At 57.5% G+C, this 23056-nt stretch carries 20 protein-coding genes, 1 tRNA gene and 1 pseudogene; 14 read left to right on the top strand and 8 right to left on the bottom strand.

The window, feature by feature from the left end; all coding sequences use genetic code 11:
* Window positions 1-158: pseudogene (locus A9971_RS32815) on the top strand (aminotransferase); the annotation flags it as partial.
* A gap of 98 nt (window positions 159-256) precedes the next feature.
* On the opposite strand, the gene A9971_RS00515 reads toward A9971_RS32815, so the two are convergent.
* Window positions 257-1405: a MalY/PatB family protein gene (locus tag A9971_RS00515; RefSeq protein ID WP_011061750.1), complete on the bottom strand. Its 1149-nt coding sequence runs from the start codon at window positions 1403-1405 to the stop codon at window positions 257-259.
* 384 nt (window positions 1406-1789) lie between these two features.
* Here A9971_RS00515 and A9971_RS00510 point away from each other — a divergent pair, with 384 nt between their 5' ends.
* From A9971_RS00510 to A9971_RS00500, 3 genes are all read left to right on the top strand, one after another.
* Window positions 1790-3037, top strand: coding sequence for a pyruvate carboxyltransferase (locus tag A9971_RS00510; RefSeq protein WP_174395201.1), 1248 nt, complete (start codon window positions 1790-1792; stop codon window positions 3035-3037).
* Window positions 3030-3977: an AEC family transporter gene (locus A9971_RS00505; RefSeq protein ID WP_183001962.1), complete on the top strand. Its 948-nt coding sequence runs from the start codon at window positions 3030-3032 to the stop codon at window positions 3975-3977. The genes A9971_RS00510 and A9971_RS00505 overlap by 8 nt, the downstream gene beginning before the upstream one ends.
* A 514-nt stretch (window positions 3978-4491) precedes the next feature.
* Complete coding sequence (locus tag A9971_RS00500; protein ID WP_011061749.1) at window positions 4492-5532, top strand: ABC transporter substrate-binding protein; 1041 nt, start codon at window positions 4492-4494, stop codon at window positions 5530-5532.
* Window positions 5533-5637: 105 nt separating this feature from the next.
* Here A9971_RS00500 and A9971_RS00495 read toward each other — a convergent pair whose 3' ends face one another.
* From A9971_RS00495 to A9971_RS00485, 3 genes are all read right to left on the bottom strand, one after another.
* A complete protein-coding gene (locus A9971_RS00495) occupies window positions 5638-6519 on the bottom strand; it encodes a helix-turn-helix transcriptional regulator (RefSeq protein WP_183001725.1) in 882 nt (293 codons plus the stop codon).
* Between the two features lie 74 nt (window positions 6520-6593).
* A complete protein-coding gene (locus A9971_RS00490) occupies window positions 6594-8012 on the bottom strand; it encodes an aminotransferase (RefSeq protein ID WP_011061747.1) in 1419 nt (472 codons plus the stop codon).
* Between the two features lie 56 nt (window positions 8013-8068).
* Complete coding sequence (locus tag A9971_RS00485) at window positions 8069-9169, bottom strand: polyamine ABC transporter substrate-binding protein (RefSeq protein WP_011061746.1); 1101 nt, start codon at window positions 9167-9169, stop codon at window positions 8069-8071.
* Window positions 9170-9574: 405 nt separating this feature from the next.
* Between A9971_RS00485 and A9971_RS00480 the strand changes: the two genes are divergently transcribed.
* The 6 genes from A9971_RS00480 to A9971_RS00455 all read left to right on the top strand — a co-directional run bounded on the left by A9971_RS00480 (window position 9575) and on the right by A9971_RS00455 (window position 15284).
* Window positions 9575-9648: transfer RNA gene (locus A9971_RS00480), tRNA-Cys, on the top strand.
* Between the two features lie 223 nt (window positions 9649-9871).
* Window positions 9872-10261 (top strand): (deoxy)nucleoside triphosphate pyrophosphohydrolase, encoded by a 390-nt coding sequence (locus tag A9971_RS00475; RefSeq protein WP_183001724.1) that lies wholly within the window; start codon window positions 9872-9874, stop codon window positions 10259-10261.
* The gene (locus tag A9971_RS00470) at window positions 10209-11078 is read left to right on the top strand and encodes an HNH endonuclease signature motif containing protein (RefSeq protein ID WP_259652380.1); all 870 of its coding nucleotides are present in this window, start codon (window positions 10209-10211) and stop codon (window positions 11076-11078) included. Before A9971_RS00475 ends, A9971_RS00470 begins: the two co-directional genes overlap by 53 nt.
* A 14-nt stretch (window positions 11079-11092) precedes the next feature.
* On the top strand, window positions 11093-11296 hold the full coding sequence (locus A9971_RS00465; RefSeq protein ID WP_183001723.1) for a hypothetical protein: 204 nt from the start codon (window positions 11093-11095) through the stop codon (window positions 11294-11296).
* A 224-nt stretch (window positions 11297-11520) separates the two neighbouring features.
* Complete coding sequence (locus tag A9971_RS00460) at window positions 11521-13140, top strand: dsDNA nuclease domain-containing protein (protein WP_183001722.1); 1620 nt, start codon at window positions 11521-11523, stop codon at window positions 13138-13140.
* Window positions 13140-15284 carry a DEAD/DEAH box helicase gene (locus tag A9971_RS00455; protein ID WP_183001721.1) on the top strand — a complete coding sequence of 715 codons (2145 nt, stop codon included), beginning with the start codon at window positions 13140-13142 and terminating at the stop codon, window positions 15282-15284. Before A9971_RS00460 ends, A9971_RS00455 begins: the two co-directional genes overlap by 1 nt.
* Before the next feature lie 122 nt (window positions 15285-15406).
* On the opposite strand, the gene A9971_RS00450 is transcribed toward A9971_RS00455, so the two are convergent.
* The 3 genes from A9971_RS00450 to A9971_RS00440 are packed head-to-tail and all read right to left on the bottom strand — an operon-like array spanning window position 15407 to window position 17527.
* On the bottom strand, window positions 15407-16471 hold the full coding sequence (locus tag A9971_RS00450) for a tyrosine-type recombinase/integrase (protein ID WP_183001720.1): 1065 nt from the start codon (window positions 16469-16471) through the stop codon (window positions 15407-15409).
* A gap of 3 nt (window positions 16472-16474) precedes the next feature.
* The gene (locus A9971_RS00445) at window positions 16475-16741 is read right to left on the bottom strand and encodes a DUF4224 domain-containing protein (RefSeq protein ID WP_110722766.1); all 267 of its coding nucleotides are present in this window, start codon (window positions 16739-16741) and stop codon (window positions 16475-16477) included.
* Window positions 16742-16750: 9 nt separating this feature from the next.
* Complete coding sequence (locus tag A9971_RS00440) at window positions 16751-17527, bottom strand: DNA cytosine methyltransferase (protein WP_220803198.1); 777 nt, start codon at window positions 17525-17527, stop codon at window positions 16751-16753.
* 35 nt (window positions 17528-17562) lie between these two features.
* Between A9971_RS00440 and A9971_RS00435 the strand changes: the two genes are divergently transcribed.
* Window positions 17563-18255 carry a hypothetical protein gene (locus tag A9971_RS00435; protein WP_183001718.1) on the top strand — a complete coding sequence of 231 codons (693 nt, stop codon included), beginning with the start codon at window positions 17563-17565 and terminating at the stop codon, window positions 18253-18255.
* 578 nt (window positions 18256-18833) lie between these two features.
* Here A9971_RS00435 and A9971_RS00430 read toward each other — a convergent pair.
* On the bottom strand, window positions 18834-19763 hold the full coding sequence (locus A9971_RS00430; RefSeq protein WP_019092750.1) for a LysR family transcriptional regulator: 930 nt from the start codon (window positions 19761-19763) through the stop codon (window positions 18834-18836).
* Window positions 19764-20041: 278 nt separating this feature from the next.
* On the opposite strand from A9971_RS00430, the gene A9971_RS00425 reads away from it, so the two are divergent.
* The 3 genes from A9971_RS00425 (at window position 20042) to A9971_RS00415 (ending at window position 22946) form a co-directional block, all read left to right on the top strand.
* A complete protein-coding gene (locus A9971_RS00425; protein WP_011061743.1) occupies window positions 20042-21478 on the top strand; it encodes a cytosine permease in 1437 nt (478 codons plus the stop codon).
* Between the two features lie 39 nt (window positions 21479-21517).
* Window positions 21518-22495: a carbon-nitrogen hydrolase family protein gene (locus A9971_RS00420; protein WP_183001717.1), complete on the top strand. Its 978-nt coding sequence runs from the start codon at window positions 21518-21520 to the stop codon at window positions 22493-22495.
* A 67-nt stretch (window positions 22496-22562) separates the two neighbouring features.
* Window positions 22563-22946, top strand: coding sequence for a hypothetical protein (locus A9971_RS00415; RefSeq protein ID WP_011061741.1), 384 nt, complete (start codon window positions 22563-22565; stop codon window positions 22944-22946).
* Window positions 22947-23056: the final 110 nt, after the last annotated feature.

The raw sequence follows: 23056 nt of genomic DNA, 5'->3' as shown, positions 1-23056 counted from the left end.
CCCACGCCTTCTTCCTCGAGCAAGCCAAGGTCGGCCTCAGCGCCGGCCTGGAATTCGGAGACGACTGCGGGCAGTTCGTGCGCCTGAATTTCGGCTGCCCGCGGGCCTTGCTGGAAGACGGCATCCAGCGCCTGCAGGACAGCCTGCAACGACGCTGATTCTGCAACCCCACTTCGTCCCCGACACCGCAGCCGCCAGATCCGCGCCAGGGGGGATCTGGCGGCTGCGGTGTCGGGGACGAAGTGGGGTTGCAGAATCAGCGTCGTTGCAGGCTGTCCTGCAGGCGCTGGATGCCGTCTTCCAGCAAGGCCCGCGGGCAGCCGAAATTCAGGCGCACGAACTGCCCGCAGTCGTCTCCGAATTCCAGGCCGGCGCTGAGGCCGACCTTGGCTTGCTCGAGGAAGAAGGCGTGGGGGTCGTCGAGGCCCAGGGCGCTGCAGTCGAGCCAGGCCAGGTAGGTGCCCTGGGGCGCGTGCATGCGGATGCCGGGCAAGCGGGTCTGCACGGCGTGCAGCAGATAGTCGCGGTTGGCCTGCAGGTAGCCCAGCAGGGCCTGGAGCCAGGGGCCGCCGTGGGTCAGGGCGGCCAGGGTGGCTTCCAGGCCCAGGGGGCTGACGCTGTCCACCATGCCGGCGCGGGCATTGTTGAAGGCCAGGCGGGTGGCAGGGTCCTGGATGATGGCGAAGCAGGTCTTCATCCCGGCGATGTTGTAGGCCTTGCTGGCCGACATCAGGGTGATGGTACGCCGGGCGATTTCCGGGCTCAGGGAGGCGGTGGGGATGTGCCGGCGGCCGTCGAAGCACAACTCGGCATGGATCTCGTCGGAAATGATCAACGCGCCCTGGTCCAGGCAGGCAGTGGCCACCGCCAGCAGTTCGTCCCGGGGGAAGACCTTGCCCAGGGGGTTGTGCGGGTTGCTCAGGAGCATCGCGCCGGCGCCTTGCAAGGCCTGGCGCAGGGCGTCCATGGGGGTGTCGTAGGTGCCGTCGACGGTGAGCTGGAACGGCACTTCGACCTTGTCCAGGCCCCAGTTGCCCGGGGCCAGGCGCAGGGGGCGATAGTTGGGGGTTTGCAGCACCACCTTCTGCTGCGGCTGGACGAAGGCGTGCAGGGCCATGTTGAACCCGGGCTCGACCCCGGGGAGGAAAATCAGCTCGTCGGGCCTGACGCGCCAGGCGTATTTGTCCCACAGGTCGGCGACCACCGCCTCGCGCAATTCGTCCCGGGCCACGCTATAGCCCAGCAGCGGGTGCTCCAGACGCTGGCGCAGGGCCTGGAGGATGCCATCGGCCACGGCGAAATCCATGTCCGCCACCCACATCGGCAGGACATCCTCGGGGTAGCGGCTCCATTTGGTGCTGCCGGTGCCATGACGGGGGTGCAGGGTATCGAAATCGAAGCTCATGAACGGATCTCGTCGGGTCGCGGGGGAGAAAGGAACTGATTCTAGCCTCACCTGGCGCTGACCGGCAGGCGCTCTTGGGCGGGCTCGCAGGCCAGTGGCCGGATGTTGACGGGCAGCGAGTGGAATACTGAAGTTTTCCAATGTGTTGCCTGCCATTGAGTTAGTTGCTTGTTTAATTTGTGAAGTTATTTTTTCGTTAATATCCAGTCAATGATCTTTATTGTTTTTTGTAGTTTGTTTGTGATTATTTTTTGTTTTGTCTTTTAAGAACTGTCTTAGGTCGAGTTTTTGTTTGTTGCTATATCGTGTGTTGGTTGTTGGGTTTTAATTTGATGTCTCAACTCAATGAGCAGGCAAGTAAAACAATCAGCAAGGAGCATGAAAATGATGGTTGAGAATGGAATTCGCTATTGTGATTACTCGGTCCCGCATCTGGTGGATGAAACGCTTAGAGAAGGCATTGAACGTACTGCCTTTCCGATCACGGTAGAGGCCAAGGTCGCAATCCTCAAATCCATGGTGGCGGCAGGCTTGAGGGATTTCGTGGTGGGTTGCGGCCCTGAGGAACCCCTGGTCTGGGACCGTCTGCATTTGGCTCGGGACGCCGGTGAACTGCCGGCCGACACCCGGGCCACCTTCATTATTCTGCTCAACTGCTGGGAAACCGCTTTCGACTATTTCAAGGCTCGGGAAGCCCATCGCCAGTGGATCGCCGATACCGTGTTCAGCTTCGGCATGATCACCTATCGGCAGAGCACCGGGGAGTTCGAACGGGCCATCGAGGCCTTTCGCAGTATCGGCGCGGTCAGGTTCAAGGCCAGTGTGCTCAACAACTTCCGTGATGGGGTGTCGAACCGCAGTTATCAGGAAATCTGCCGGCAGATTGACTGGGCTGCCGGCCTGGGAGTGGAGATCATCAGGATTAACGATTCCGTGGGCTCATTGCAGCCTCACGTGACCCAATGGCTGTGTTCCAGGCTGGTGAAGGATTTCCCTCAACTGGTGTTCTGCCTGCATGCTCACAATGACAACGGGCTGGCGCTGGCCAATACCATGCAGGCCATTCATTCGGGCTTTCAGATGGTTGAAGGGTCATTGGCCGGCTTTGGCAATCGCTCCGGTATTGCCCCACTGGAACAAGTTGTGAAGTTGTGCCAGGCCAACAATATAAAACTGGGCTCCCTGGAACCTGATCTGCCGGGCCTGATCAGCGCCGCTCATCAGTGTGAAGAGGCGTTTTTGCAATTACCCAGTGTCTATCGTGCGGTGAGTGGCAAATTTGAAACGCTTTCCAACTACGGCGTCCTGAATATTCCGGACTTTCTCGAAACCAATGATGAGAAGGGCTATTTCGTCAACTATGTCGGCCTGCATCCGCAGACTATACGGCAGGCTCTGGAGAACTATTCTTCGGCCGGGCTGGATGTAGGGGCTATTGCCGACCAGGAGCTGTGGGCCATAGTGGACAGCCTGAAAAACCAGATGCAGGCGTCCATACCCCATATCGAGTCCCAGTACCGGCAGGTGATGGGCGGGGTAATGGACTTCTATCGCGCGTCCACCTACACCCCTCGCCAGCTGGCGGTGTATGCCGAGCAGCGCATTTTCCGCAGGCGTGCGGCCCATGGATAAGGTCTTTACGGTGGTGATACCGCTGTTTGCCATGATCTTCGCCGGCTACTGGATAGTGCGGATCGGGGTGATCGCCAAGGACACGGTGAACGGCCTGGTGGGGGTGGTGTTCTGGCTGTTCCTGCCGTGCTTCATCTTCATCAAGACCCTGGGCACCCGAGACCACGGCGAGCTGGACTGGAGCCTGCTGAGCGCCTACTACTTGGCCTGCCTGGTGACCTTCCTCATCGCCGTCGTCGGTGGCCGGCTGATCTGGGGCGGCAACGCCAGGGTGGCGGGCCTGCGGGGGCTGTCCTCGATCTCGGGGGTGGTGGGGTACATGGGCCTGCCGCTGATGGTCATGGCCTTTGGTGACGCAGCGGCGCTGCCGACCCTGATGATTACCATGGCCGACAACCTGGTGATCCTGGCAGGCGGGGCGTTGCTCATGGAACTCACTGCCCAGCAGGAGGTTCAGGCCCGGCCGGATCTGGCCCGTGTATTGCTCACCACCCTGCGCTCGATCGTCAGTAACCCGCTGATCCTGGCGGTGGCGCTTGCGGGTTTGTTCATCCTGCTGGAGTGGCAGTTGCCCGGCCCGTTGCAGATCTTTGCCACGCAGATGACCAACGCCACCGGGCCGCTGGCCCTGGTAGCCCTGGGTGCGGCCTTCGCGGTGCACCGCAACCACAACCTGATCCAGGGGGATTCCCTGGCCCTGGCGCTGTTGAAGGTGGTGCTGCTGCCGGTGCTGGTGTTCGTTTCGGCCCGTTATGTGTTCGACCTCAGCGACTTCCTGATCAAAATCGCAGTGATCATGGGGGCGCTGCCGGTGGCGGTGAACGTCTTCATCCTGGCCTCGCGCTACAAGACCTACGAAATCGAGGTGTCCAGCAGCATGCTGCTCTCGGCGGTGCTGGGCATCGGGGTAATCTCGGGATTGCTGGTGCTGCTGGACTGAAGCCCTGATCGACCAAGGTACCCCCGCAGGCGTGATATGCCTGCGGGGTGTTTTGCGTTATGCCGGCCGGCCCGGTTGCGGCTTTTTTACCCCGGCTGTCCTCTAGGCAGCTTTTCCCTTGCCTGTGCCTCACAAAAACCTCGTTTCGCAACGCCCCGGGTTATGGAAACAATGAACCCCTGCATCCGCCTGCCCGACTGCCACGGGCGCTCCTGCGGTGCACTGCCGATCGATTTGTTCTTCCTACAAAAACAACAGGGAGCAAGCGATGAACTGCCATTCGCGCATGACCACGGCCGGTTGCTCCGGACGGGTCGCCACTACACCAAACGATCAGGGCCGCAGAGCCCGCAACGGTGATGATCCGGCTACGCGGCCTGCGCCGCGCGAGCCCTTGCGCCGCTGACCAAGACTCGTAGTGCCTGGTGCTGTACCGCCCGTTGCATACGGTCGCTTCCAGGCTCTTGTTGTGCGGGTTCGTGCGGGCGAGCCGGCTTTCTTGAGGATGGGTTTCATGTCCAACACCTTGCGTTGCGGCGTTGCGTTGTCGTGGGTCTTGCTGTGCACCGGGGCTTACGCCCAGCCGCAGAACCTCACGGTCATTTCCTTTGGCGGAGCCACCAAACAGGCTCAGGAGCAGGCCTACTTCCAGCCATTCAACCAGAGCGGGGCGGCCCGGGTAGTGGCCGGCGAATACAATGGCGAGCTGTCGAAGATCAAGGCCATGGTCGATGTCGGCAAGACCAGCTGGGATGTGGTCGAAGTGGAGAGCCCGGAGCTGCTGCGTGGCTGTGACGAGGGCCTGTTCGAACCCTTGGACCTGGCCCGTTTCGGGGACCCGGCGCAGTACGTGCCCGGCACGTTGACCGAATGCGGGGTCGCCACTTATGTGTGGTCGATGGTCATGGCCTTTGCCCCGCAGAAGCTGGCGAAGGCGCCGCAGTCCTGGGCGGATTTCTGGAACCTCAAGGACTTCCCCGGCAAGCGCGGCTTGCGCAAGAGCGCCAAGTACACCCTGGAAATTGCCTTGCTGGCCGACGGTGTGGCGCCTGCCCAGTTGTATCAGGTGCTCAACACCCCCGAGGGCGTGACCCGGGCTTTTGCCAAGCTCGACCAGATCAAGCCCTACATCCAGTGGTGGGAAGCCGGGGCTCAGCCGCCGCAGTGGCTGGTGGCCGGTGACGTGGTGATGAGCGCAGCCTACAACGGGCGCATTGCCATGGCCCAGAAGGAGGGCATGCAGCTGAGTATCCTCTGGCCCCAGAGCCTGTACGACCCGGAGTACTGGGCGGTGGTCAAGGGCTCGCCGAACAAGGCCCTGGCCGAAGCCTTCATTCTGTTCGCCAGCCAGCCCCAGGCGCAGAAAGTGTTCTCTGAAAACATCCCCTACGGGCCGGTGCATCGTCAGGCGCTGCCATTGCTACCTGAGGCGGTGCAGCGGCAACTGCCGACCTTCGAGGCCAATTTGAAGGGCGCCAGGGCAGTGGACGCGGGGTTCTGGGTCGATCATGGCGAGGAGCTGGAGCAGCGTTTCAACGCCTGGGCCGCCCGCTGATGGAAAGGCCGTAGGAGCGAGCTTGCTCGCGAAGATCGTCAACGAAAACGCCGCGTTCACTCAGTGGCCGCGGCGTTTTTGAGTGCATCGCGAGCACGCTCGCTCCTACAGGGGGCTTTGGCTGGTCGGTGGGGGCTGGGTCAGCCAGTCGATGAATAGCGCGAACAGCTCGGCCTGGGAGTTGATGGTCAGCTTGGTGTAGAGGTTCTTGCGGTGCATGCGCACGGTTTCCGGGGAAATCTCCAGCACCTTGGCCGTGGATTTTACCGAGTGCCCCCGCAGGATCAGGTGGGCAATTTCGCGCTCGCGAACCGTCAGCAGTGGCTGGCCAAAGCTCATGAACGCCGCTTCGATCTGCTGGTTGAAGTTGGCCGGTGCCGGGGCGGGCAGTGCGTCCTGACTGGCCAGGCGCAACAGCGGTTGCAGGCCGCTACCGCCGAAACGACGGATCAGCTCGCGCACCAGCGGTTCCACCGCCCGCAACAGCGCCAGGGGTTCGCTGGCGAAGCGCTCGCCGCTCAGGCCCTGGAACATGCACAGGGAAATCTTGCTCTGGGGATCGAGGTCTACGATGTAGTAACTGTCTTCCGCGCCCCCGGTCTTGAGGTAGTAGGTCTTGTAGTACTCGCTGCTGAAGAAGTCGTCCGGGGCGATTTCCGACAGGTGATAGAAACCTTCGGCCAGGCCGTTTTCCACCGCCAGGCAGAACGGATCCAGCAGATAACCGCGGGAAAAGTAGCGGTTGATGATTTCGTCGCGGTAGGCGCCGACTATGCCTCGTTCATGCAGCAATTGCGGTGGCAGGCCCTTGCGTTCCAGGCTGATCATCATCGATTCGATGGGCGTCAGGGCGTTCAGCGCCGTCGCCAGGTGCTGCAGGAAGGTGCCATCGTCCACGCTGCCGAAGGCCTGGGCCAGGCAGGCGTGCCAGGCCTGCAGGGCAGGGAGGCTGAGGGGGGCGGTAGAAGTGTTTGCTGGTGCGCTCATGCCCGGCAGTCTAACGGTCGGGCGCAGGCCCGGTAAGACCCCGGGCCGATATTCGCGCTGCCAGCGGCTAGGGGTCATTGGCCCAGGTACTGGCCGTTCTGGCGCAGTTCGGCGGCAGCTTCGAGGATGCAGTCGCGCAAGGTGGCGACTATTTCGTCGATCTGCTGGCGAGTGATGATCAAGGGGGGCGACATCACATTGAGATGGCCGATGGGGCGCACCAACAAGCCTTTGGCCTGGGCCCGCAGATGGATGCGCTCGGCGATGTTCAGCCCGTCGGGCAGCAGCGCCTTGGTGCGTTTGTCGGCGACGAATTCGACGCAGGCCATCAGCCGCTTGCAGCGCACGCTGCCCACCAGGGGCAGTTCGGCCAGGGTCTGCAGGCGCTGCTCCATATAGACGCCGACCTCTTCGACATGGGCCAGCAGGTTTTCCCGCTCGATGATCTCGATGTTCTTCAACGCCGCGACGCAACTCACCGGGTGCCCGCTGTAGGTGAAACCGTGGGTGAAGCAGCGACCCTTGCCCGGCTCGCCGATGACCTGCCAGATGCGCTCGGAGAAAATGCACGCGCCCAGGGGCAGGTAGCCCGAGGTCAGGCCCTTGGCAGTGGTGATGATGTCCGGCTGCATGCCGAACACTTCCTCGGAGGCGAAGAAAGCACCCAGGCGGCCGAAGGAGGTCACCACTTCGTCGGCGACATACAGCAGGTCGTAGCGCTGGCAGATTTCCCACATGCGCCGGTGATAACCCTCGGGAGGAATGATTACCCCACCGGAGCCCATGATGGGTTCGGCGAAGAACGCCGCCACCTTGTCCGGGCCCAGGGTGAGGATCTTGTCTTCGAATTCCGCTACCAGGAACTCGAGGAAGTCCGCTTCGCTCATGCCGGCCGGCGCCCGGTAGTAGTTGGGGCAGGAGATGTGGTGAAACAGGTCGCTCATGAAGTCGAATTCAGGCGCTCGGTCAGCGGCCTTGTTACCGATGGACATGGTCAGGAAGGTGGAGCCGTGGTACGCGTTGTGCCGCGAGATCACGTGCTTCTTCTCATGCTTGCCGCGACTGTTCTGATAGAACTGCACCAGGCGGTAGGCGGTGTCCACCGCGGTGGAGCCGCCGGTGGTCAGGAACACGTGGTTCAGGTCCCCTGGGGCCAGGCTTGCCAGCTTTTGGCAAAGCTCGATGGCGCTGACATTGGCCATGTCGCAGAACGGGTTGGAGTAGGCCAGTTGCCGCACCTGGTCGGCGATGGCTTCGGCCATTTCCTCGCGGCCCAGGCCGATGTTGGTGCACCACATGCCGCCTACGGCATCCAGGTAGCGGGTGCCGGCGGTGTCATAGATGTAGGCGCCGTCGCCGGCAGCGATATTCAACGACCCCTGCTCGCGGTGTTCGTCGAACATATGGAAGCCGTGCATGTAGTGTGCCTTGTCGGCGGCCACCAGTTTCGAATCGTCGAACTGCTGGAAGAAGGCGTCGGGTTGGATAGCCATGGGCTTCACCTCGGGTAGCAATATGGGGTGGAAAGTCTGTGGGTTCGGGGGGGGGCTCACTTGCCGATCTTCACCATGTTCCAGGTACGGGTGATCAGCCGGGTGCTGGCGGGCGTCTGGATCTTCTGGGTGAACAGCCGCTCGCGGGTCTGGGCATCGGGGTAGATCGCCGGGTTGTCCCGCACCTCGGCGCTCAACAGTGGTGTGGACTTGAGGTTGGCGTTGGCGTAGCGGATGTAGTCGCTGACTTCGGCCATGACTTTAGGTTGCAGCAGGTACTGGATAAAGGCATGGGCGCTGGCCACGTTCGGCGCGTCGGCGGGGATATAGAAATCGTCGAACCAGATCAACGAGCCTTCCCTGGGAATGAAATAGTCGAGCTTGACCGGTGCCCCGGCCTCGTTGGCCCTGGCCTGGGCCGTGGCGTAGTCGCCGGACCAGGTGGCGCTGACGCACAGGTCGCCATTGGCCAGGCCATTGAGGTAACTGGTGGAGTCGAACTTGCGGATATAGGGGCGCACCGCCATCAAGGCATCCTGCGCCGCTTTCAAATCCTCGGGGGCGGCGCTGTTGGGATTGCGCCCCAGGTAAGCCAGCACCAGCGGCAGAATGTCGGTGGGCGAATCCTGCAGCGTCACCCCGCAATCGGCGAAGCGCGACACCACCTTGGGATCGAAGAGCATGGCCAGAGAACCGATGGGCGCGTCCGGCATGCGCTCACGGACCTTGTCGACGTTATAGGTCACGCCATTGCTGCCCCAGGTATAGGGCGCCGAGTACTGCACACCCGGGTCGTAGCTTTCCAGGCTCTTGAGCACCTGCGGGTCGAGATTCTGCCAACTGGGCAGCAAGGCCTTGTTCAGCGGCTGGAACACCCGCGCCTTGATCAAGGGCGGTACCAGGGCCGCGTTGAGCACCACCAGGTCGTAGCCGGAGCGCCCCGGCAGCAGCTTGCCCTGGACGGTTTCATAGGAATCGAAGGTGTCGTAGATCACCTTGATCCCGGTGGCCTTCTCGAACCCGGCGAGGGTGTTCTCGCCGATATAGTCCGACCAGTTGTACAAACGCAGGGTCTTGTCTCCAGGCTCACCGGCCTGGGCCCAAGCCGCCGTCAGTGCCAGAACCACGCCAAACATCGCAGGGAAAGCTGTACGCATACTTCAATTCCGCCTTGAACGTGATGGAAGGAGCCCGGGTCGAGCCGTTGGCGTAACTGTCCGCGAGCGCCCCGGCCCACGCCATAACCCGATCGGGTAGGTGGGCAAACACAGAAGGGGGCAGCTATCTGGATGGGTTTGTGCAATCATCCCGCCTCGTTGGCGAACACCAGGCTGTTCGCCCGACGGATTGGCTCAGCCCGGAAACCTGTAGAAACAGCCCGGCAGAAAAAATCTCGAATAGGAGTTGCCAGGAATGGAAAACACGTCCATAATTGCGACCATTCCTCAGCGAGGAAACGGAAAAACTCTTTAGAAATCAAAGAGTTACGAGATGAAGTTGATCTCGTTAGCCGTTCCAGTTTGTACGTGTCCAGTGTTGTGTTTCAGGCATTGGGCATTTGGGGCCGAGTAGCAAAATGGTTATGCAGCGGATTGCAAATCCGCCTACGCCGGTTCGATTCCGACCTCGGCCTCCACCCTTGAAAACCCCGTAGATTAACGTCTACGGGGTTTTTTATTGCCTGGGATTTGGGCAATCACTTCCGCAATTTTTTGGATCGCTTCCGCAAGTCGCCTGTTTTTGGCGTCGCACTGAAGAGAATTTTCCTTCCCGGAGTGCGGGCTGGTGATGGTTCTCGGCTAAGATGTTTTCCCTTCGTTCCTTCGGATCTTTCTGACTTGGCGATAAGGAATCGCGCTATGACAGCACCAGTAGCTGCCGCGGTCGTACATCGCGACGGGAAAATTCTTATCACGCGCAGAGCTCCAGGCCAGAAGTTGGCGGGCATGTGGGAGTTTCCGGGCGGTAAGCTTGAGCATGGCGAAACACCGCAGGACTGCATCACCCGTGAACTACGTGAAGAGTTGGGTGTTGAGTCCGTCGCCGGCGAGATTCTCACTTCTTCGATTTACACCTATCCCGGCGGCACGATCGAACTGATCGCCGTCAGCGTCGTTTTGCAATCCATCCAATTCGTCCTGCAGGTACATGACCTGATCGAGTGGGTGCGACCTCACGAGTTACTGCAATACGACCTTGCTCCTGCTGATGTTCCAATTGCTGAAGAGATCATCCGAACATATGGTTAATTTTGTTCCTCCAGTCCCAGGCTCTAATCTCAATAACGACGATCTGACGCAGTTGTTTCAATGCAGTCCGCAAGGTGGGATGCGCCGCTCAAATCGCACTAACACCCTCGTCATCGTTTCGAACCATGTGGCATCCATTTATGACGATCGCTGGGTTAATGATGTGCTGCACTACACCGGTATGGGTCAGCAGGGTGATCAGTCGCTCGCATTTAATCAAAACAGAACGCTGAACGAGTCTCGTGCCAACGGGGTATCCGTGCATCTGTTCGAAGTATTCACTGCTAAAACCTATACCTACATTGGTGAGGTGATGCTGGCTGATGAGCCGTATCAGGAGAGGCAGCCTGACGTTGAGGGGCAGGAGCGCTTTGTGTGGGTATTCCCGCTACGCCTCAAGTCAGGTGCTCTGCCGGCCATACCAGATTCCACGCTGCAACAGCTAAACCAGGTGAAGGAGAAGCAAGCGCGTAAATTGAGTGATGCTGAGGTAGAGGCCCTCGCTCGGCGCCAGGGGCGGGCCAGTGTTGGAAAGCGCAGTGCCAAAGTTACCCAGCATCAGCGTTCGGCCTGGGTAGCGGAGCATGCCAAGCGCAGATCCAAGGGGCGCTGTGACTTGTGCCAAGAAGCTGCACCGTTCAACAAGAAGGATGGAACCCCTTTTCTGGAGACGCACCACATTGTGTGGCTTGTAAAAGGCGGGGCCGATACCGTGGAGAACACTGCTGCGCTTTGCCCCAACTGCCACCGCAGAATGCATGTGCTGGATGATGATGCAGACAGGCAACTATTGACCGCACGTTTGAGCGGTCTTTAATTCGGGAGTTGGATGTGGAAGAAGAAATTAGTTTTGAGCACGAAGGTACGACGTATACCAGCCACTACATTGTTCACGGAGATGACTTGGTCGTTTATCTTCCCGATGGCAGCCAGCGAAAAACTACTCTCCGTGGGCTTGACCCTCAAATGGCTGCACTGACCCACTTGCGTGGTTTTGTACTGCGTTTGAATAAGGCTTGTGTGGGTGCTTTGTGATGGCACTTGTTGCAATGTTGTGTCTTGGTTCTCTGGCTAGTGCAGCATTCAGATCGCGTTGGATCACGACTGTTTTCGGTCAGAATTGTTCAGTTTGCCCACTAATATAAACTTACCTCCCCTGTTTCCCCCATTTGTCCAGCTGTCTTGTGAGCAACTATGTGGTAGCGTTTTGCCAACATGGGTGGCCGACACCCCGATCGAGATAAGCAAGCAGGGATGTTATGGCAAAGGTTTTGCGTCCATCGAACAAGGGGGGGCCTGCAGCGAGGCAAGGCTTCAAGTATCAAGATCATGTTGCTGCGTCCTTCATCTTGAAGATGCTCGCCGACAGCAATTACGTTCAGGTTGAGTGCGAAACGGCGGATGACATCGTCGCGGTCTACTACCAGGGCGAGACGTTGATTAATGAGTACATACAGGTCAAAACCACGGAAGATGAAAAGAAGTGGAACCTCGATCAGAGTACTAAGCTAGACAGCCGCAAACCAGATACGTCGCTGTTTCAAAAATCACTCCTGTGCGACAAACGCCCAGGGGATGCTCGATTTCGCATCGTCTCCAAGCGCGATGTTGCCACCGTCTTGAGATGCTTCACCGTCGAGCTAGAAAAGCGGGTTCTTCCCGACGAGGCTACTTCGCGTGGCTCCATGCTAGCTAAAAAATTTCCCAAGACCCTTTCTGATCAAAAACGCGATTTCAACTACTGGGCAGACAACTTTGTCTGGCAGGTTTGTGGTTCTATGGATTCCATGGAAGCCATGAACATGAAGCTGCTTTTCGAGCTTGCTGAGCAACAAGGCATGAGACCGAATCACAGTCAGTGCAAAAAGATATACGCAGAGCTCCTGGAGTGGACTGACGAGGCGGCGACTGCAAATGTGATCACAGAGGCAGCTAACAAGGTCATCACGCGAGAGCAAGCATTTGACCGCTTGGAGGCGCTATTCCAAGCTGCAGAGCGAGATGCAGCATCCTACGCTAAACCCTACCGGACAAAGCCGGAACCGTTTTTGGTGGAGTTCCACTCGGCCTCTGATGCGAGTCTTTTGAGATCGCTTACTGGTTTTGATGTTCAGTACGATTTTGATGAATGGCAATGTCGTGAGTTTGCCGAGCACTTGGTTCAGTGGCTTCCAGAATTCTGCCTGCGTGCCAGCGAAATCGCCAATTTCCAGGTACACCATTCAAGAGAAGTACTGGCTAAGTCTGTCGGCAAGATCAATGGGACCTCACTGCCGCGCGAGAGGTTTCTTGCAGAGGTGATTCTTCACTCCATCCTGCGTAGCAAACACGGCAGCCAACCGATCGCATGCAAGGTCTTCTTTGAAGAACAGGGAAAGCTTTCTGAATTCGGTAATGCCCATGTCGTGCAGGAGCGCGGGCGACCTGATGAGCTATGGCTTGGCCTGTCGAGGATGATCTTTACGGGAAAAATGGACGATAGCCTTGATGATATCTGCAGGGTGCTCGACGCCACCATTTCGAAGGCCGCGCTGATCGCTGAAAGGAACATCATCGTTACATTACGAGAGCCTCAGCACCACCGGCCAACCGCCGAAAAATTTAAAGCCGCGCTCAGTCGCAACGCCAGGGCGGAAGATCTTCTGAAGGTGCTGTGTTTCCCCATTCTCCTTGCCTATGACAGCAACACATTGGCCGGCGGTTACCTGGCCCAGTACATCATCAATCTCAAGGCCGAGGTCACCGAGCACTACAGGACATTGACTGGAAAGCTCACTTCGAAAATCGATCAGGTTCGCGTAGTGGTCTACTTAGTTCCCATTCAGAGCACCGTAGATTTGATCGCAGAGTTCGATTCGATTTGTGGAGCGTACCGTTGATGAATTACGAAAATGTAAAAAGCCAGCTGGAGTCGTTGACTGCAGATAGCGGTTCAAGGATCGAGCTACTTTCGGAGCTCACCTTGATCGTCAATGAATCTGACCCTGAATGGGAGGGGCGTGATCTGGTGATCCGCGCCCTAGACAAGCTTGCCTTGTTTGACGAGGTCGAGCAATCCTTGCTGTTCAGCCTGGTACGCGCTGTTGGGCTTTTCCCGTATATATCCAAATATCTAGACGAGATCTCATATTCTGACCGACTCGCTGTTGAAATGCACCGCGTCGAAGGGGTTGAAAAAGGGCTGGTGTTCCATCGACTACAGGCTCATGTCTTCAGCCTGCTGATGCAAGGCAGAAACGTTGTCCTGAGTGCGTCGACTAGCGTTGGCAAGAGCCTCGTGATTGATGCTGTCCTTGCGCAAAAGAACTTCCGAAAGGTCGTGGTGATCGTGCCCACCATCGCGCTGATCGATGAGACCAGGCGCAGGCTAACCAGACGCTTCCGATCACACTGCAACGTGATCACACACCAGAGCCAGGAGGCTGTGCCTTACGTTACCAACGTCTATCTGCTCACTCAGGAAAGAGTGCTCCAGCGTGATGACTTAGACGATGTCGATTTCGTCGTTGTCGACGAATTCTACAAGCTGGATCTTGCCAGTGATGGTCATGAAAACGGCCGCGCAATCGACCTGAGTCTGGCCTTCCACAAGCTTGCGAAGCAGAGGGCGCAGTTCTATCTCCTGGGACCGCACATCCAGAATATCCAGGGACTAGACGCCTACGAATACAACTTCATTCCGTCCACATTTGCGACCGTTGCAGTAGACGTGCACTACTTCAACCTTCCGTTCAACGGCAGTGCCCGAAAGGATAAGTTACTTGAGTTGTGCGCCCAGATCACCAGTCCTACGCTGATCTACTGCCAGTCACCCGCCAGCGCCAACCGGGTCGCCCAATTCCTAATCGATGAGGGAAAGTTTGCCCTAGTGGAGGCCACTGCCCCCATCGCTCAATGGATATCCGAGCACTATCACCCCCTGTGGAATGTGGCCAAGGCCATTTCCATGGGAATAGGCATCCACCATGGGGGCGTTCCACGCGCCCTGCAACAGTACTTCGTGAAGCTATTCAACGAGGGAGTAATCCGGCACATCATCTGTACGTCGACGATGATCGAGGGCGTAAACACCTCAGCCGAGAGTGTCATTATCTACGATCGCCGGGTCAGCAACACGCCCTTTGACCATTTCACGTTCAAGAACATCTCGGGGCGTGCTGGCCGCATGAACCAATACTTCATCGGCAAGGTGTACATGCTTGAGAGCCCTCCTGTGGAGACGGATCAGACCGTCGAGTACCCAGTCGGTCTGCAAGATGAAAACTCCCCGATGGGTATGCTACTGAAGCTTGAGAAGGAGTACCTGACCGATCTCTCTCTTCAGCGCGTCGGCGGTCATTCTGCTCCTGGCCTTTCTCAAACAACCTTGGTCGAGAATCGATACATTCCGATCGAACGACAGATTGAGGTTGCCGAACGAATCCTCCGGGAGCACCCCAGAAGCCTAGAATTGCTGAACTGGAATGGCATTCCAGAGCCTCATCAGCAGGAGTATCTCTGTCAGCTGGTCTATGATCACCTTCCGCATAAGCTTGCAGACTACAACATTCATTCGGGGTCACAGCTGCACTGGCACATTAACGCGCTGCGGATCGGCCAGAAGGATTTTCCTAATTATCTCCAGCAGGCCATCAACGAAGATCATCAAGGCCGCACACCAAGCGAGGCGATTGGACAAAGGCTCAGGCTCATCAGAAACATCATGTGCTACAAGCTGCCTCGGGATTTCATGGCTATCAGCCGGATTCAGGAGGACATCTTCGGCATGGCGGGCCTTGATCACGGAGACTTCGCGCTTTTCGCAGAGCAGTTGGAGAATCTCTTTCACGAACCTCTACTGACCGCACTCGATGAGTACGGTATTCCGATCCAGATTTCATCGAAACTCAAATGGGCTATCTTGCCCTCAGAAAGCCTGAACGAAATGCTCGGCAAGGTGCGAATGCTTGCCCCCCATCTGGCTAGCTTTGGGCTGGAGAAGTTTGAACAGGACATCACTCGCTGGGCAATTGAAGATATGTGAGAAAGTCCCACCTAGACGTCGGTGAGCCGCTCCTACTGCTTTGTATAGAATCAAGAAGCTCCGCAGGTTATATGTCCGCTTCTGGGCGTTAGCTGTCAGTTACAATATTTTGAAATAAAGAATCACTTGGTAGGTTTAACAATCTCACCAACTCGCCGGTAGACCTTCTTGGTCATCTCCTCGGTTGAATGCCCCAGCAATCGGCTTGCATGCGTCAGCTCAATCTCACTAGCTGCCTTCGGCCGAATGTCCTTGAACTGAAACTGCCGGATGCTGACTGCCAGTGCCGGATCGCCATCGGCCGCAGCCTTTATGGCGGCCTTCTCCCGCGCATCGTCCCAGCGGTTGCGTAGCATCTGCTGGCTCATTCGTAGCCCTGAAGCGTTGGTGATCAGCGTCGACGTCCTAATGCCGTTGATCGCTCTGCGTTCCTGTAGATCCTCGATAAAAGCGCTCAACCCGGACTGGATGCCTTCCTCCTCCAGCCGCAGGCGCAGGCGCTTTTCGGTTTTGCCCTGGCCTATCAGCAAGAACCCATTGTTCAGGTCGGTGGCGGCAATCTTGAGCACGTCTGCGGGGCGTTGTCCGGTCAGGTAGGCCAGGTCCATTGCGTCCTTCAGTTCTTGCACCGCCTCGGCGTAGACCGCATTCCATACGGTCTCGCCGGCGTAGTAGTCCCTGGGCTTTTCCTTGTTGCGGCGAACGCCGAAGCACGGGTTGGCTTTGTCGGTCAGGCCCCACTCTCGGGCGATGGTGAACGCGTGGGAGAGTAGGGCGATTTCTCTGTTGGCCCGGACCTTGGCGGTTCTGGCATCGCGGTACTGGGCGATCACCTGGGGGGTGATCGATTCGATAGGTGCGTTCTCAAAGGCTCTCCTGAGCTGCTTGAGTTCCTTGCGGTTGTCCGACTGGGTACGGATCGACTTGCCGGGGATGATCTCCTTTTCGTACCGGTCGAATGCGTAGCTCATCAGATGGTTGGGCTTGGGTGGCGCTCTGCGCTCCAGCCTGGCCCATTCCACCTTGGCTTGATCGAGATCGGTGCCCAGTGGGATTTCCTTGCGTTTGCCGGCGGCGTCCCTGCCGTCGTAGTAATACGCCGTCCAGATCTGGCCGTTCTTGCCCTTTCTGATACGACGCACCATGCGCGGCGGCAGGTCGCGGTTGGCTGTGGTTCTCTTGCGCACGGGTCAGCTCACATTCGCAAGGTTGAGTGACCAGACTTCAGTCACGGCACTAGCTGCAGAGGGTTTAACGCCGGCTAACTTCATCCTGGCGTAAACCCGGCCAACGATGGGTCGCCGGGCACCGGTCAGAACAAACTCCCAATGGTTGTTGGTTAGCCATTGGATCTGTTTGGATGGGAGCTGATACCCGGTAATGGTGTGCAGTTCGTCCTGGTCAAGTGTTTCACTCTGCAGTGCGTTAACTGTATTCAGGGCGTTGTTAGTGGTCATGCGGCCACCTCACTTGGAAAGTGCATAAAATGCTGTTGCTGCCACTCGCGGAACTTGGCCATTTCCAATGGCGCGATGTCTGTCCATTGCAGTGGCCAGCCCATCAACCACTCGCTGAACTCTGGGTTGTGCCGCCCTCCAGGCAGCAAGCCCAGAAGGGTTAAGTGCTCGGGCAGGCGTACACCTCGCGAGGACTTTTCGGCTCGCTTCCTGGCGGTCTCTGGTAGAGCGCTGCCTTTCCCGTCCGAAGCCGTTGGCGTCTGCCACAATCCAGATACGGTCCCTTCTGTGATCCAGGCCGGCGTCGTATGCGCTGAGCACTGCCCATCGTGCATCGAACCCCAGTTCGGCCAGGTCCCCGAGAATGCGTCCAAGCCCCCTAGAAGTGAGCATTGGCGAGTTCTCCATGTACGCGAGGCGGGGTCGTACTTCATCGATGATTCGGCGCTGCTTCACCCACAATCCGCTTGCTTCACCGTTCAGGCCGGAGGCGTCCCCGCAGATGGATATGTTGGTGCAGGGGAATCTCCCCGAAACCACATCAACAAGGCCTCTCCATGGTCTTCCGTCAAAACTGCACACGTCAGACCAAACAGGGAAAGTTGGGAGGGCTCCATCGTTTTGTCGTTGCGCCAGAATCTGTGCGGCGTAGGCATCACGTTCAACGGCGCAGATGGTGCGCCATCCGAGGAGGTGGCCGCCGAGTATTCCGCCACCAGCACCTGCGAAAAGAGCCAGCTCATTCACGCGGCCTCCTTCATAGACGGGAGGCTTTGGAATGGGCATGCTGAGCGCTTTTTGATGGCTGGGAGCCATGACGCATGAAGAAATTCAGCATGCCTCCAGAAATGAAAGTCGCCAGCGTATGGGTTGTCTGGGCATTTCTGGCTATAGGAGCGTTGGGATGGGCACTGTTTGTTGTGTTGGATGCTTTTGGTGTGAAGGATAAGGCCGCTGACTGGGCGCAAGCTGTTGGGTCTATTCTGGCTATTTTTGGCGCTGCTGCTTTTCCTGTTTTTCACTCTAAAAAAAATACTGCAGAGGTTCAGCGGCGTACTGACGCGATCATTAGAACTGCTGCTACTTTGATTTCGAAGGAGGTCGGCCTTCTGCTTGCCTCTATGCTCGGAAACATCAAGCCGATTGATGAGCTTCAGTCTGAAATTCAAGATTGTCTTGCAAACAGTCCGTTCTTTGAGCGTTCTCAACCGAGCGAGCGTCTTTGCTTGGAGGCAAGAGAAACCGCCCGCAGGTATTGCAAGAATGGTCACGTGGCCAAGTGGCAGGGGCTTGATACGTTGGTAACGAACATAATCAGTTCCCACATGGTAACTAACCAGCAGCTTATTTATATCAGTCACCTTATGAGCGCAGTCTCTGCCGCCAAGGCTGCATGCGAAATGCTGGGAGACTGGGAGCTGTCCAGAGATGAGTCCCTGCCTACGGTTCATAGGCTTGACCACTGTCTGCATCATGTCCGACTGACAATCGACGCTTTGAACAGGAAAATATAAAGGGCTCCATCTTGTTCTATACCCCAAAACAAGTTGCGCGAGCGGGCCAATCTGAGCATTCAACGTTGCTCCAGGTGTGGCTGCCCCGCGCAGCTTTTCGTGGGGTACACGCGTCTCGGTGGTGCTGCGGGCCAGAGCAGTAATGCCTGCTGCTGTGCAGCACAGATTCATTGTTTTCTGCGCGTCGACGCTGGCGGCGCTAAGTTTGTCTTCCTGATGGTCGTCAGCGGACAACCACTCTCCGTAGTCTTGACCCTCAAATGGCAGCACAGATCCACTTGCGTGGGTTTGTACCGCCTGCGCTTAAGTTTTGATTGGGTGCTATGTGATTGCCCTTACTGCTATGGAATGTTTTGGTTATCTAGTCATAGCAACATTCAAATCCTGTTTGGTCACGACCGCTTTCGGCTAAAAGCAGCCGATCACAACGTACCGCTTTGCGTGGACTTATTACTGTTCTGCAGTCCTCCACTTAAGTGGAGGAAATAATCATGAGCGGATGAAAGGCGCTGTATGCGACAGCCATTTGCCTAAGGTATGGAAAAGTGCTTTCGACGGACGGGGTTGTTTGTCATTTTTCAAACTTGTGTGCTCGAGTTCAATGTCACCGAGTGCTTTGCGGCCTGCAACGCTTGCATCAGCTTGGCCAGTGACTCTGTCGGGACTTGCCCTTGTCGAGTGATGCTGTGAAATGCTGCGTTATACCTCAGCCGCTGCGGTGCAATTACACGCAACATGCCACGTGCTACCCAGATATCGGCGTAGTGGGTCGGTAGGTAGCCGATGCAGGTGCCGGAAGCAATCAGTGTGGCAATGGCTTCCATGGAGAAAGCGCTTACCGAGTTGCCGAAGCGCAACTTGTGCGGCCGGCGGCTTTCGAGCATGTAGCCACGGTCTACGTAATCTGCGGCACCGATCTCCTCGTCCGTAAAATGCTCGTCGGGACGTGCAAAGAAAGGATGACCCCGCCCGCAATACAGGTTTTGTTCTTCCTCGAACAGCGCTTGGTAATGCAGGCCTGAAAGCTGGTGGTTAAAACAACCGATGGCGAGGTGCAGACGCCCTTCGAGCACGGCTTGCTCAAGCTCGTCGGCACGCATTACCTGCAGGTCGATGCGGGTACTGGGCGAAACCAGGCGAAAGGAAGCGAGGGCCTGCGGCAGCGGTGCCTGGTCTAGCGAAAGCAGGTTGTCGACGCTGCCAATCTGCAAGAACTCTGGATACTTTTCGTTAAGCATGACTACCCGCCGATGAAAGCGGTCGATATCAGCATACAGTTCCTGCGCCGCTGCATAAGTTTGGGCGCCTTGTTCGGAAAGTTGAAAGCCGCTCTTGCCACGACGGCAGAGGGAGTAGCCGAGGCGAATTTCCAGATCTCGCACCAATGTGCTCAAGCGAGGCAGGCTGGTATTTAAGCGTACCTGCGCGGCAGTGAAGCCTCCAGCCTCGACGATGGTGCAAAAGATGCGCAGTTTGCGCAGATCCACGTCTGAGAGATTAGTGAGCATCAAAACCTCCGATGTAGAGACACAAACGCTATAGGGACAGCCCTTATACCAGCAAATTTACCTTGCGAATCAATGCGACTGAACTGTACCGAAAGAGGCCGTTTTTTAGTTGCGATTTCGAGTAAGTCAGGTTCCGTACTGCAGGATTTACCAGCCATTTTTTTCTTCCGATACTCGCGGTGCTGCTGGTCGGCAGTGTTGCGGGGAGGGGAGCCACTGCCGCGGCCCACACAAGCAAAACTTCACCCAGAACAAAAATAACGATTACGGAGTGCGGTATGGCAACTCAACGAAGTAGCGGATCGAGCAGGCCCGCCATTGAAGCTCGCTCAATCGATTATGTGCCTCGTGCAGAGCGGCACGGGAAGGTCTGGCACCAAGGCCCGTTCTGGTTTACCGGCAACTTTGTGTTTCTCACCATGATGGTCGGCTTTGTTGGGCCAAGCATGGGGCTCAGCATAATGTGGAGCGTACTGGCGATTGTAATAGGTGCTGGCTTTGGCACCGTGTTCATGGCCTTGCACGCCAACCAGGGCCCCAAGATGGGCTTGCCGCAGATGATTCAGTCTCGTGCGCAATTCGGTAGCCGCGGTGCCATTGTGCCGTTTGCGGCGACCATCTTTGTTTACATCGGTTTTATAGTATTCGGCGTCATTTTGGTCACTCAGGCCATACAGCTGGTTCTGCCGGGCTCGACGTGGTTCTGGTACCCCATGTTGATTGCGATCAGCATCGTGATTGCACTGGTGGGATATGACCTGTTGCACTTTGTGCAACGTTGGCTCACGTATCTGCTAATTGCCGTGTTTGGCATCGTGACGTTGATGGCTGTTACTGCACTGCCCGCGGCAGCTCCAATACCGGTGAACTCGGGTTGGAACACCACTGCGTTTCTCGTGCAGTTGTCACTTGCTGCTGGGTACAACATCAGCTATTCGGTGTATGTCTCCGATTATTCGCGCTACCTGCCTCAAGACTCGTCCAGCCCCAGGCTGATCTTCTGGACGTATTTGGGCGCGACTGCGTCGGCGATATGGCTGATGTCGCTGGGAGCGGTGTTGTCCAGCTATATACCGGGCGCCGATGGCATCGTTTCGCTGGTGCAAACCGGTAATTATTTCTTCCCTGGCTTTGGCATATTCGTCGCGTTGGTGGGGGCCGTCGCGCAGTTGTCGGTCACCGGCATAAATAGCTATGGCGCCATGCTAACTGGAATCAGCGCGGTGGACGGCTTCCGTCCAGTACGCCCCGGTGTCCGCGTGAGAGTGATCGGCCTGAGCGTAGTGGGCCTGCTGTCACTGGTGATCGCTTTGGCGTTACCGGATGCCTATATGGCCAGCTTCAATGGCTTTGTACTGCTTATGCTGTACTTCCTCATCCCATGGACGGCGGTCAACCTCGTCGACTTTTATGCGATTCGCAAAGGCGAATACGCCATCGCCGAAATATTCAATCCGCACGGCGTATATGGCCGTTGGGCCTGGCGAGGTGTACTGGCCTATCTGGTTGGTTTTGTCGCAATGGTGCCGTTCTTCTCGCTTCCGTTTTTCGTTGGCCCAGTAGCTGCGGCACTGGGCGGTGCGGATATCGCATTCATCCCCGGCTTGTTGATTTCCGGCGGCCTGTATCTCGGGTTGGCGCGCAACCTCGAACGCTCATCGGAGATCGCAGCGCAACGCCAAAGTCAGCTCGTGCTTGAAGGTATTGCCGGCTGAACGCTCACCGATAAACGACCATCAGAAAAAGGTTTTTAGATGATCAGCAAATGCGAAAAAACAGTCGCTATTGTGCAAATGCCTGCGGCTCTTCTTGATCGAGCCGAATCGATGCGCCTGGCAGCCGAACATATCAAGAGTGCTGCGCTCAAGGAGGCGCAACTCGTGGTATTCCCGGAAACGTGGTTGAGCTGTTACCCCGCATGGATATTTGGAATGGCGGGCTGGGACGATGCGCAAGCCAAGTTCTGGTACGCCAAGCTACTGGCGGACAGCCCGGTTATTGGCCGGCCTGACGACATGGACGATGACCTTGCGGTGCTTCGCGAGGCTGCGCGTGTTAACGCAGTCACCGTGGTGATGGGTATGAACGAGCGCTCTCGGCGCCACGGCGGCTCGCTCTACAACTCTCTAGTCACTATTGGCCCGGAGGGGACCATTTTGAATGTGCACCGCAAACTGACGCCGACCCACACCGAACGCACGGTATGGGCCAACGGTGATGCCGCAGGTCTACGGGTGGTCGATACCGCGGTTGGTCGCGTGGGAGGGCTGGTGTGCTGGGAGCACTGGCACCCGCTGGCGCGCCAGGCCCTGCATGCACAAGACGAACAGATTCATGTGGCGGCATGGCCGGACATGACGGAAATGCACCATGTTGCTGCCCGTTCCTATGCCTTCGAAGGGCGCTGTTTTGTGCTTTGCGCTGGCCAGTACCTGAACGTTGCTGATGTGCCAGCCGAGTTACTGACGGCTTACCGCCTTGGGGTTGGCGGCAACGGACTGGAGGAGCGTTTACTGTTCAATGGTGGATCTGGTGTGGTCGCTCCAGATGGTTCCTGGGTGACGGCACCGCTCTTTGGGGAGCCTGGAATTGTCCTGGCAACCATCGACCTTGCGCAGATCGATGCCCAGCACCATGACCTCGATGTGGCAGGTCATTACTTGCGCCCGGATGTCTTCGAGCTCTCGATTGATCGACGCGTACGTACAGGTTTAACGCTGCGCGACGACTGAATATCTCCTCAACCCTATATTCCGGGTGGCCGTGCATAGGCCGGCCCGGAATCATCAAGGCTAACTCATGGTTCATGTACTTTTGGCTACAGCGCTCTTATCCATCATGTTGGGTGCGCTCTCCGGCTTTGCCGTTCTGGCTTCCGTCGACTACCCAGCCAAGCTCCGTGCCCTAGGTGTGGTCAACCCGATGCGCGTGCGGCAGGCGCATCTGGACTGGATCATCATGGGGACGGTGATGGCGGTCACCGCGCTTGCCAATCCTCAGCTTCCCGACTGGGTCGTTGCGTTGGTGATGTTTGGTGGCGTGGTCAATCCGCTGACGTTTGTGCCCATGGCGTTCTCCACTACGGTGGAGACCACCAAGGCATTTCAATGGGTGTCTTTTGTGTCGTTTGTTTCGTTGAGTGTGGGACTGATCGCGGCGGCGGCTTATTTTATCTTTGGTTGAGTCATCAACACCGATAGCCGGCTAGACCTGTTCTACCGCCTCCTGCATTTGACCAAATCAGCGGGCCGCTCAAGCACGAAAAGCGCGGCACTCTCCTTTGGGGAATCCTC

It is taken from the genome of Pseudomonas sp. UME65 (assembly GCF_014170225.1).
GTDB lineage: Bacteria > Pseudomonadota > Gammaproteobacteria > Pseudomonadales > Pseudomonadaceae > Aquipseudomonas > Aquipseudomonas protegens.
This window is presented reverse-complemented; position numbering and strand designations above follow the sequence as displayed.

What these genes read in the sequence shown, in the direction of transcription:
- A9971_RS00430 (WP_019092750.1), bottom strand. Translation starts at nt 19,763, where the DNA reads ATGCTCACTAATCTCTCAGACGTGGATCTGCGCAAACTGCGCATCTTT.
- A9971_RS00515 (WP_011061750.1), bottom strand. Translation starts at nt 1,405, where the DNA reads ATGAGCTTCGATTTCGATACCCTGCACCCCCGTCATGGCACCGGCAGC.
- A9971_RS00485 (WP_011061746.1), bottom strand. Translation starts at nt 9,169, where the DNA reads ATGCGTACAGCTTTCCCTGCGATGTTTGGCGTGGTTCTGGCACTGACG.
- A9971_RS00510 (WP_174395201.1), top strand. Translation starts at nt 1,790, where the DNA reads ATGATGGTTGAGAATGGAATTCGCTATTGTGATTACTCGGTCCCGCAT.
- A9971_RS00455 (WP_183001721.1), top strand. Translation starts at nt 13,140, where the DNA reads ATGAATTACGAAAATGTAAAAAGCCAGCTGGAGTCGTTGACTGCAGAT.
- A9971_RS00495 (WP_183001725.1), bottom strand. Translation starts at nt 6,519, where the DNA reads ATGAGCGCACCAGCAAACACTTCTACCGCCCCCCTCAGCCTCCCTGCC.
- A9971_RS00490 (WP_011061747.1), bottom strand. Translation starts at nt 8,012, where the DNA reads ATGGCTATCCAACCCGACGCCTTCTTCCAGCAGTTCGACGATTCGAAA.
- A9971_RS00500 (WP_011061749.1), top strand. Translation starts at nt 4,492, where the DNA reads ATGTCCAACACCTTGCGTTGCGGCGTTGCGTTGTCGTGGGTCTTGCTG.
- A9971_RS00415 (WP_011061741.1), top strand. Translation starts at nt 22,563, where the DNA reads ATGGTTCATGTACTTTTGGCTACAGCGCTCTTATCCATCATGTTGGGT.
- A9971_RS00440 (WP_220803198.1), bottom strand. Translation starts at nt 17,527, where the DNA reads ATGCCCATTCCAAAGCCTCCCGTCTATGAAGGAGGCCGCGTGAATGAG.
- A9971_RS00475 (WP_183001724.1), top strand. Translation starts at nt 9,872, where the DNA reads ATGACAGCACCAGTAGCTGCCGCGGTCGTACATCGCGACGGGAAAATT.
- A9971_RS00435 (WP_183001718.1), top strand. Translation starts at nt 17,563, where the DNA reads ATGAAGAAATTCAGCATGCCTCCAGAAATGAAAGTCGCCAGCGTATGG.
- A9971_RS00445 (WP_110722766.1), bottom strand. Translation starts at nt 16,741, where the DNA reads ATGACCACTAACAACGCCCTGAATACAGTTAACGCACTGCAGAGTGAA.
- A9971_RS00505 (WP_183001962.1), top strand. Translation starts at nt 3,030, where the DNA reads ATGGATAAGGTCTTTACGGTGGTGATACCGCTGTTTGCCATGATCTTC.
- A9971_RS00425 (WP_011061743.1), top strand. Translation starts at nt 20,042, where the DNA reads ATGGCAACTCAACGAAGTAGCGGATCGAGCAGGCCCGCCATTGAAGCT.
- A9971_RS00460 (WP_183001722.1), top strand. Translation starts at nt 11,521, where the DNA reads ATGGCAAAGGTTTTGCGTCCATCGAACAAGGGGGGGCCTGCAGCGAGG.
- A9971_RS00420 (WP_183001717.1), top strand. Translation starts at nt 21,518, where the DNA reads ATGATCAGCAAATGCGAAAAAACAGTCGCTATTGTGCAAATGCCTGCG.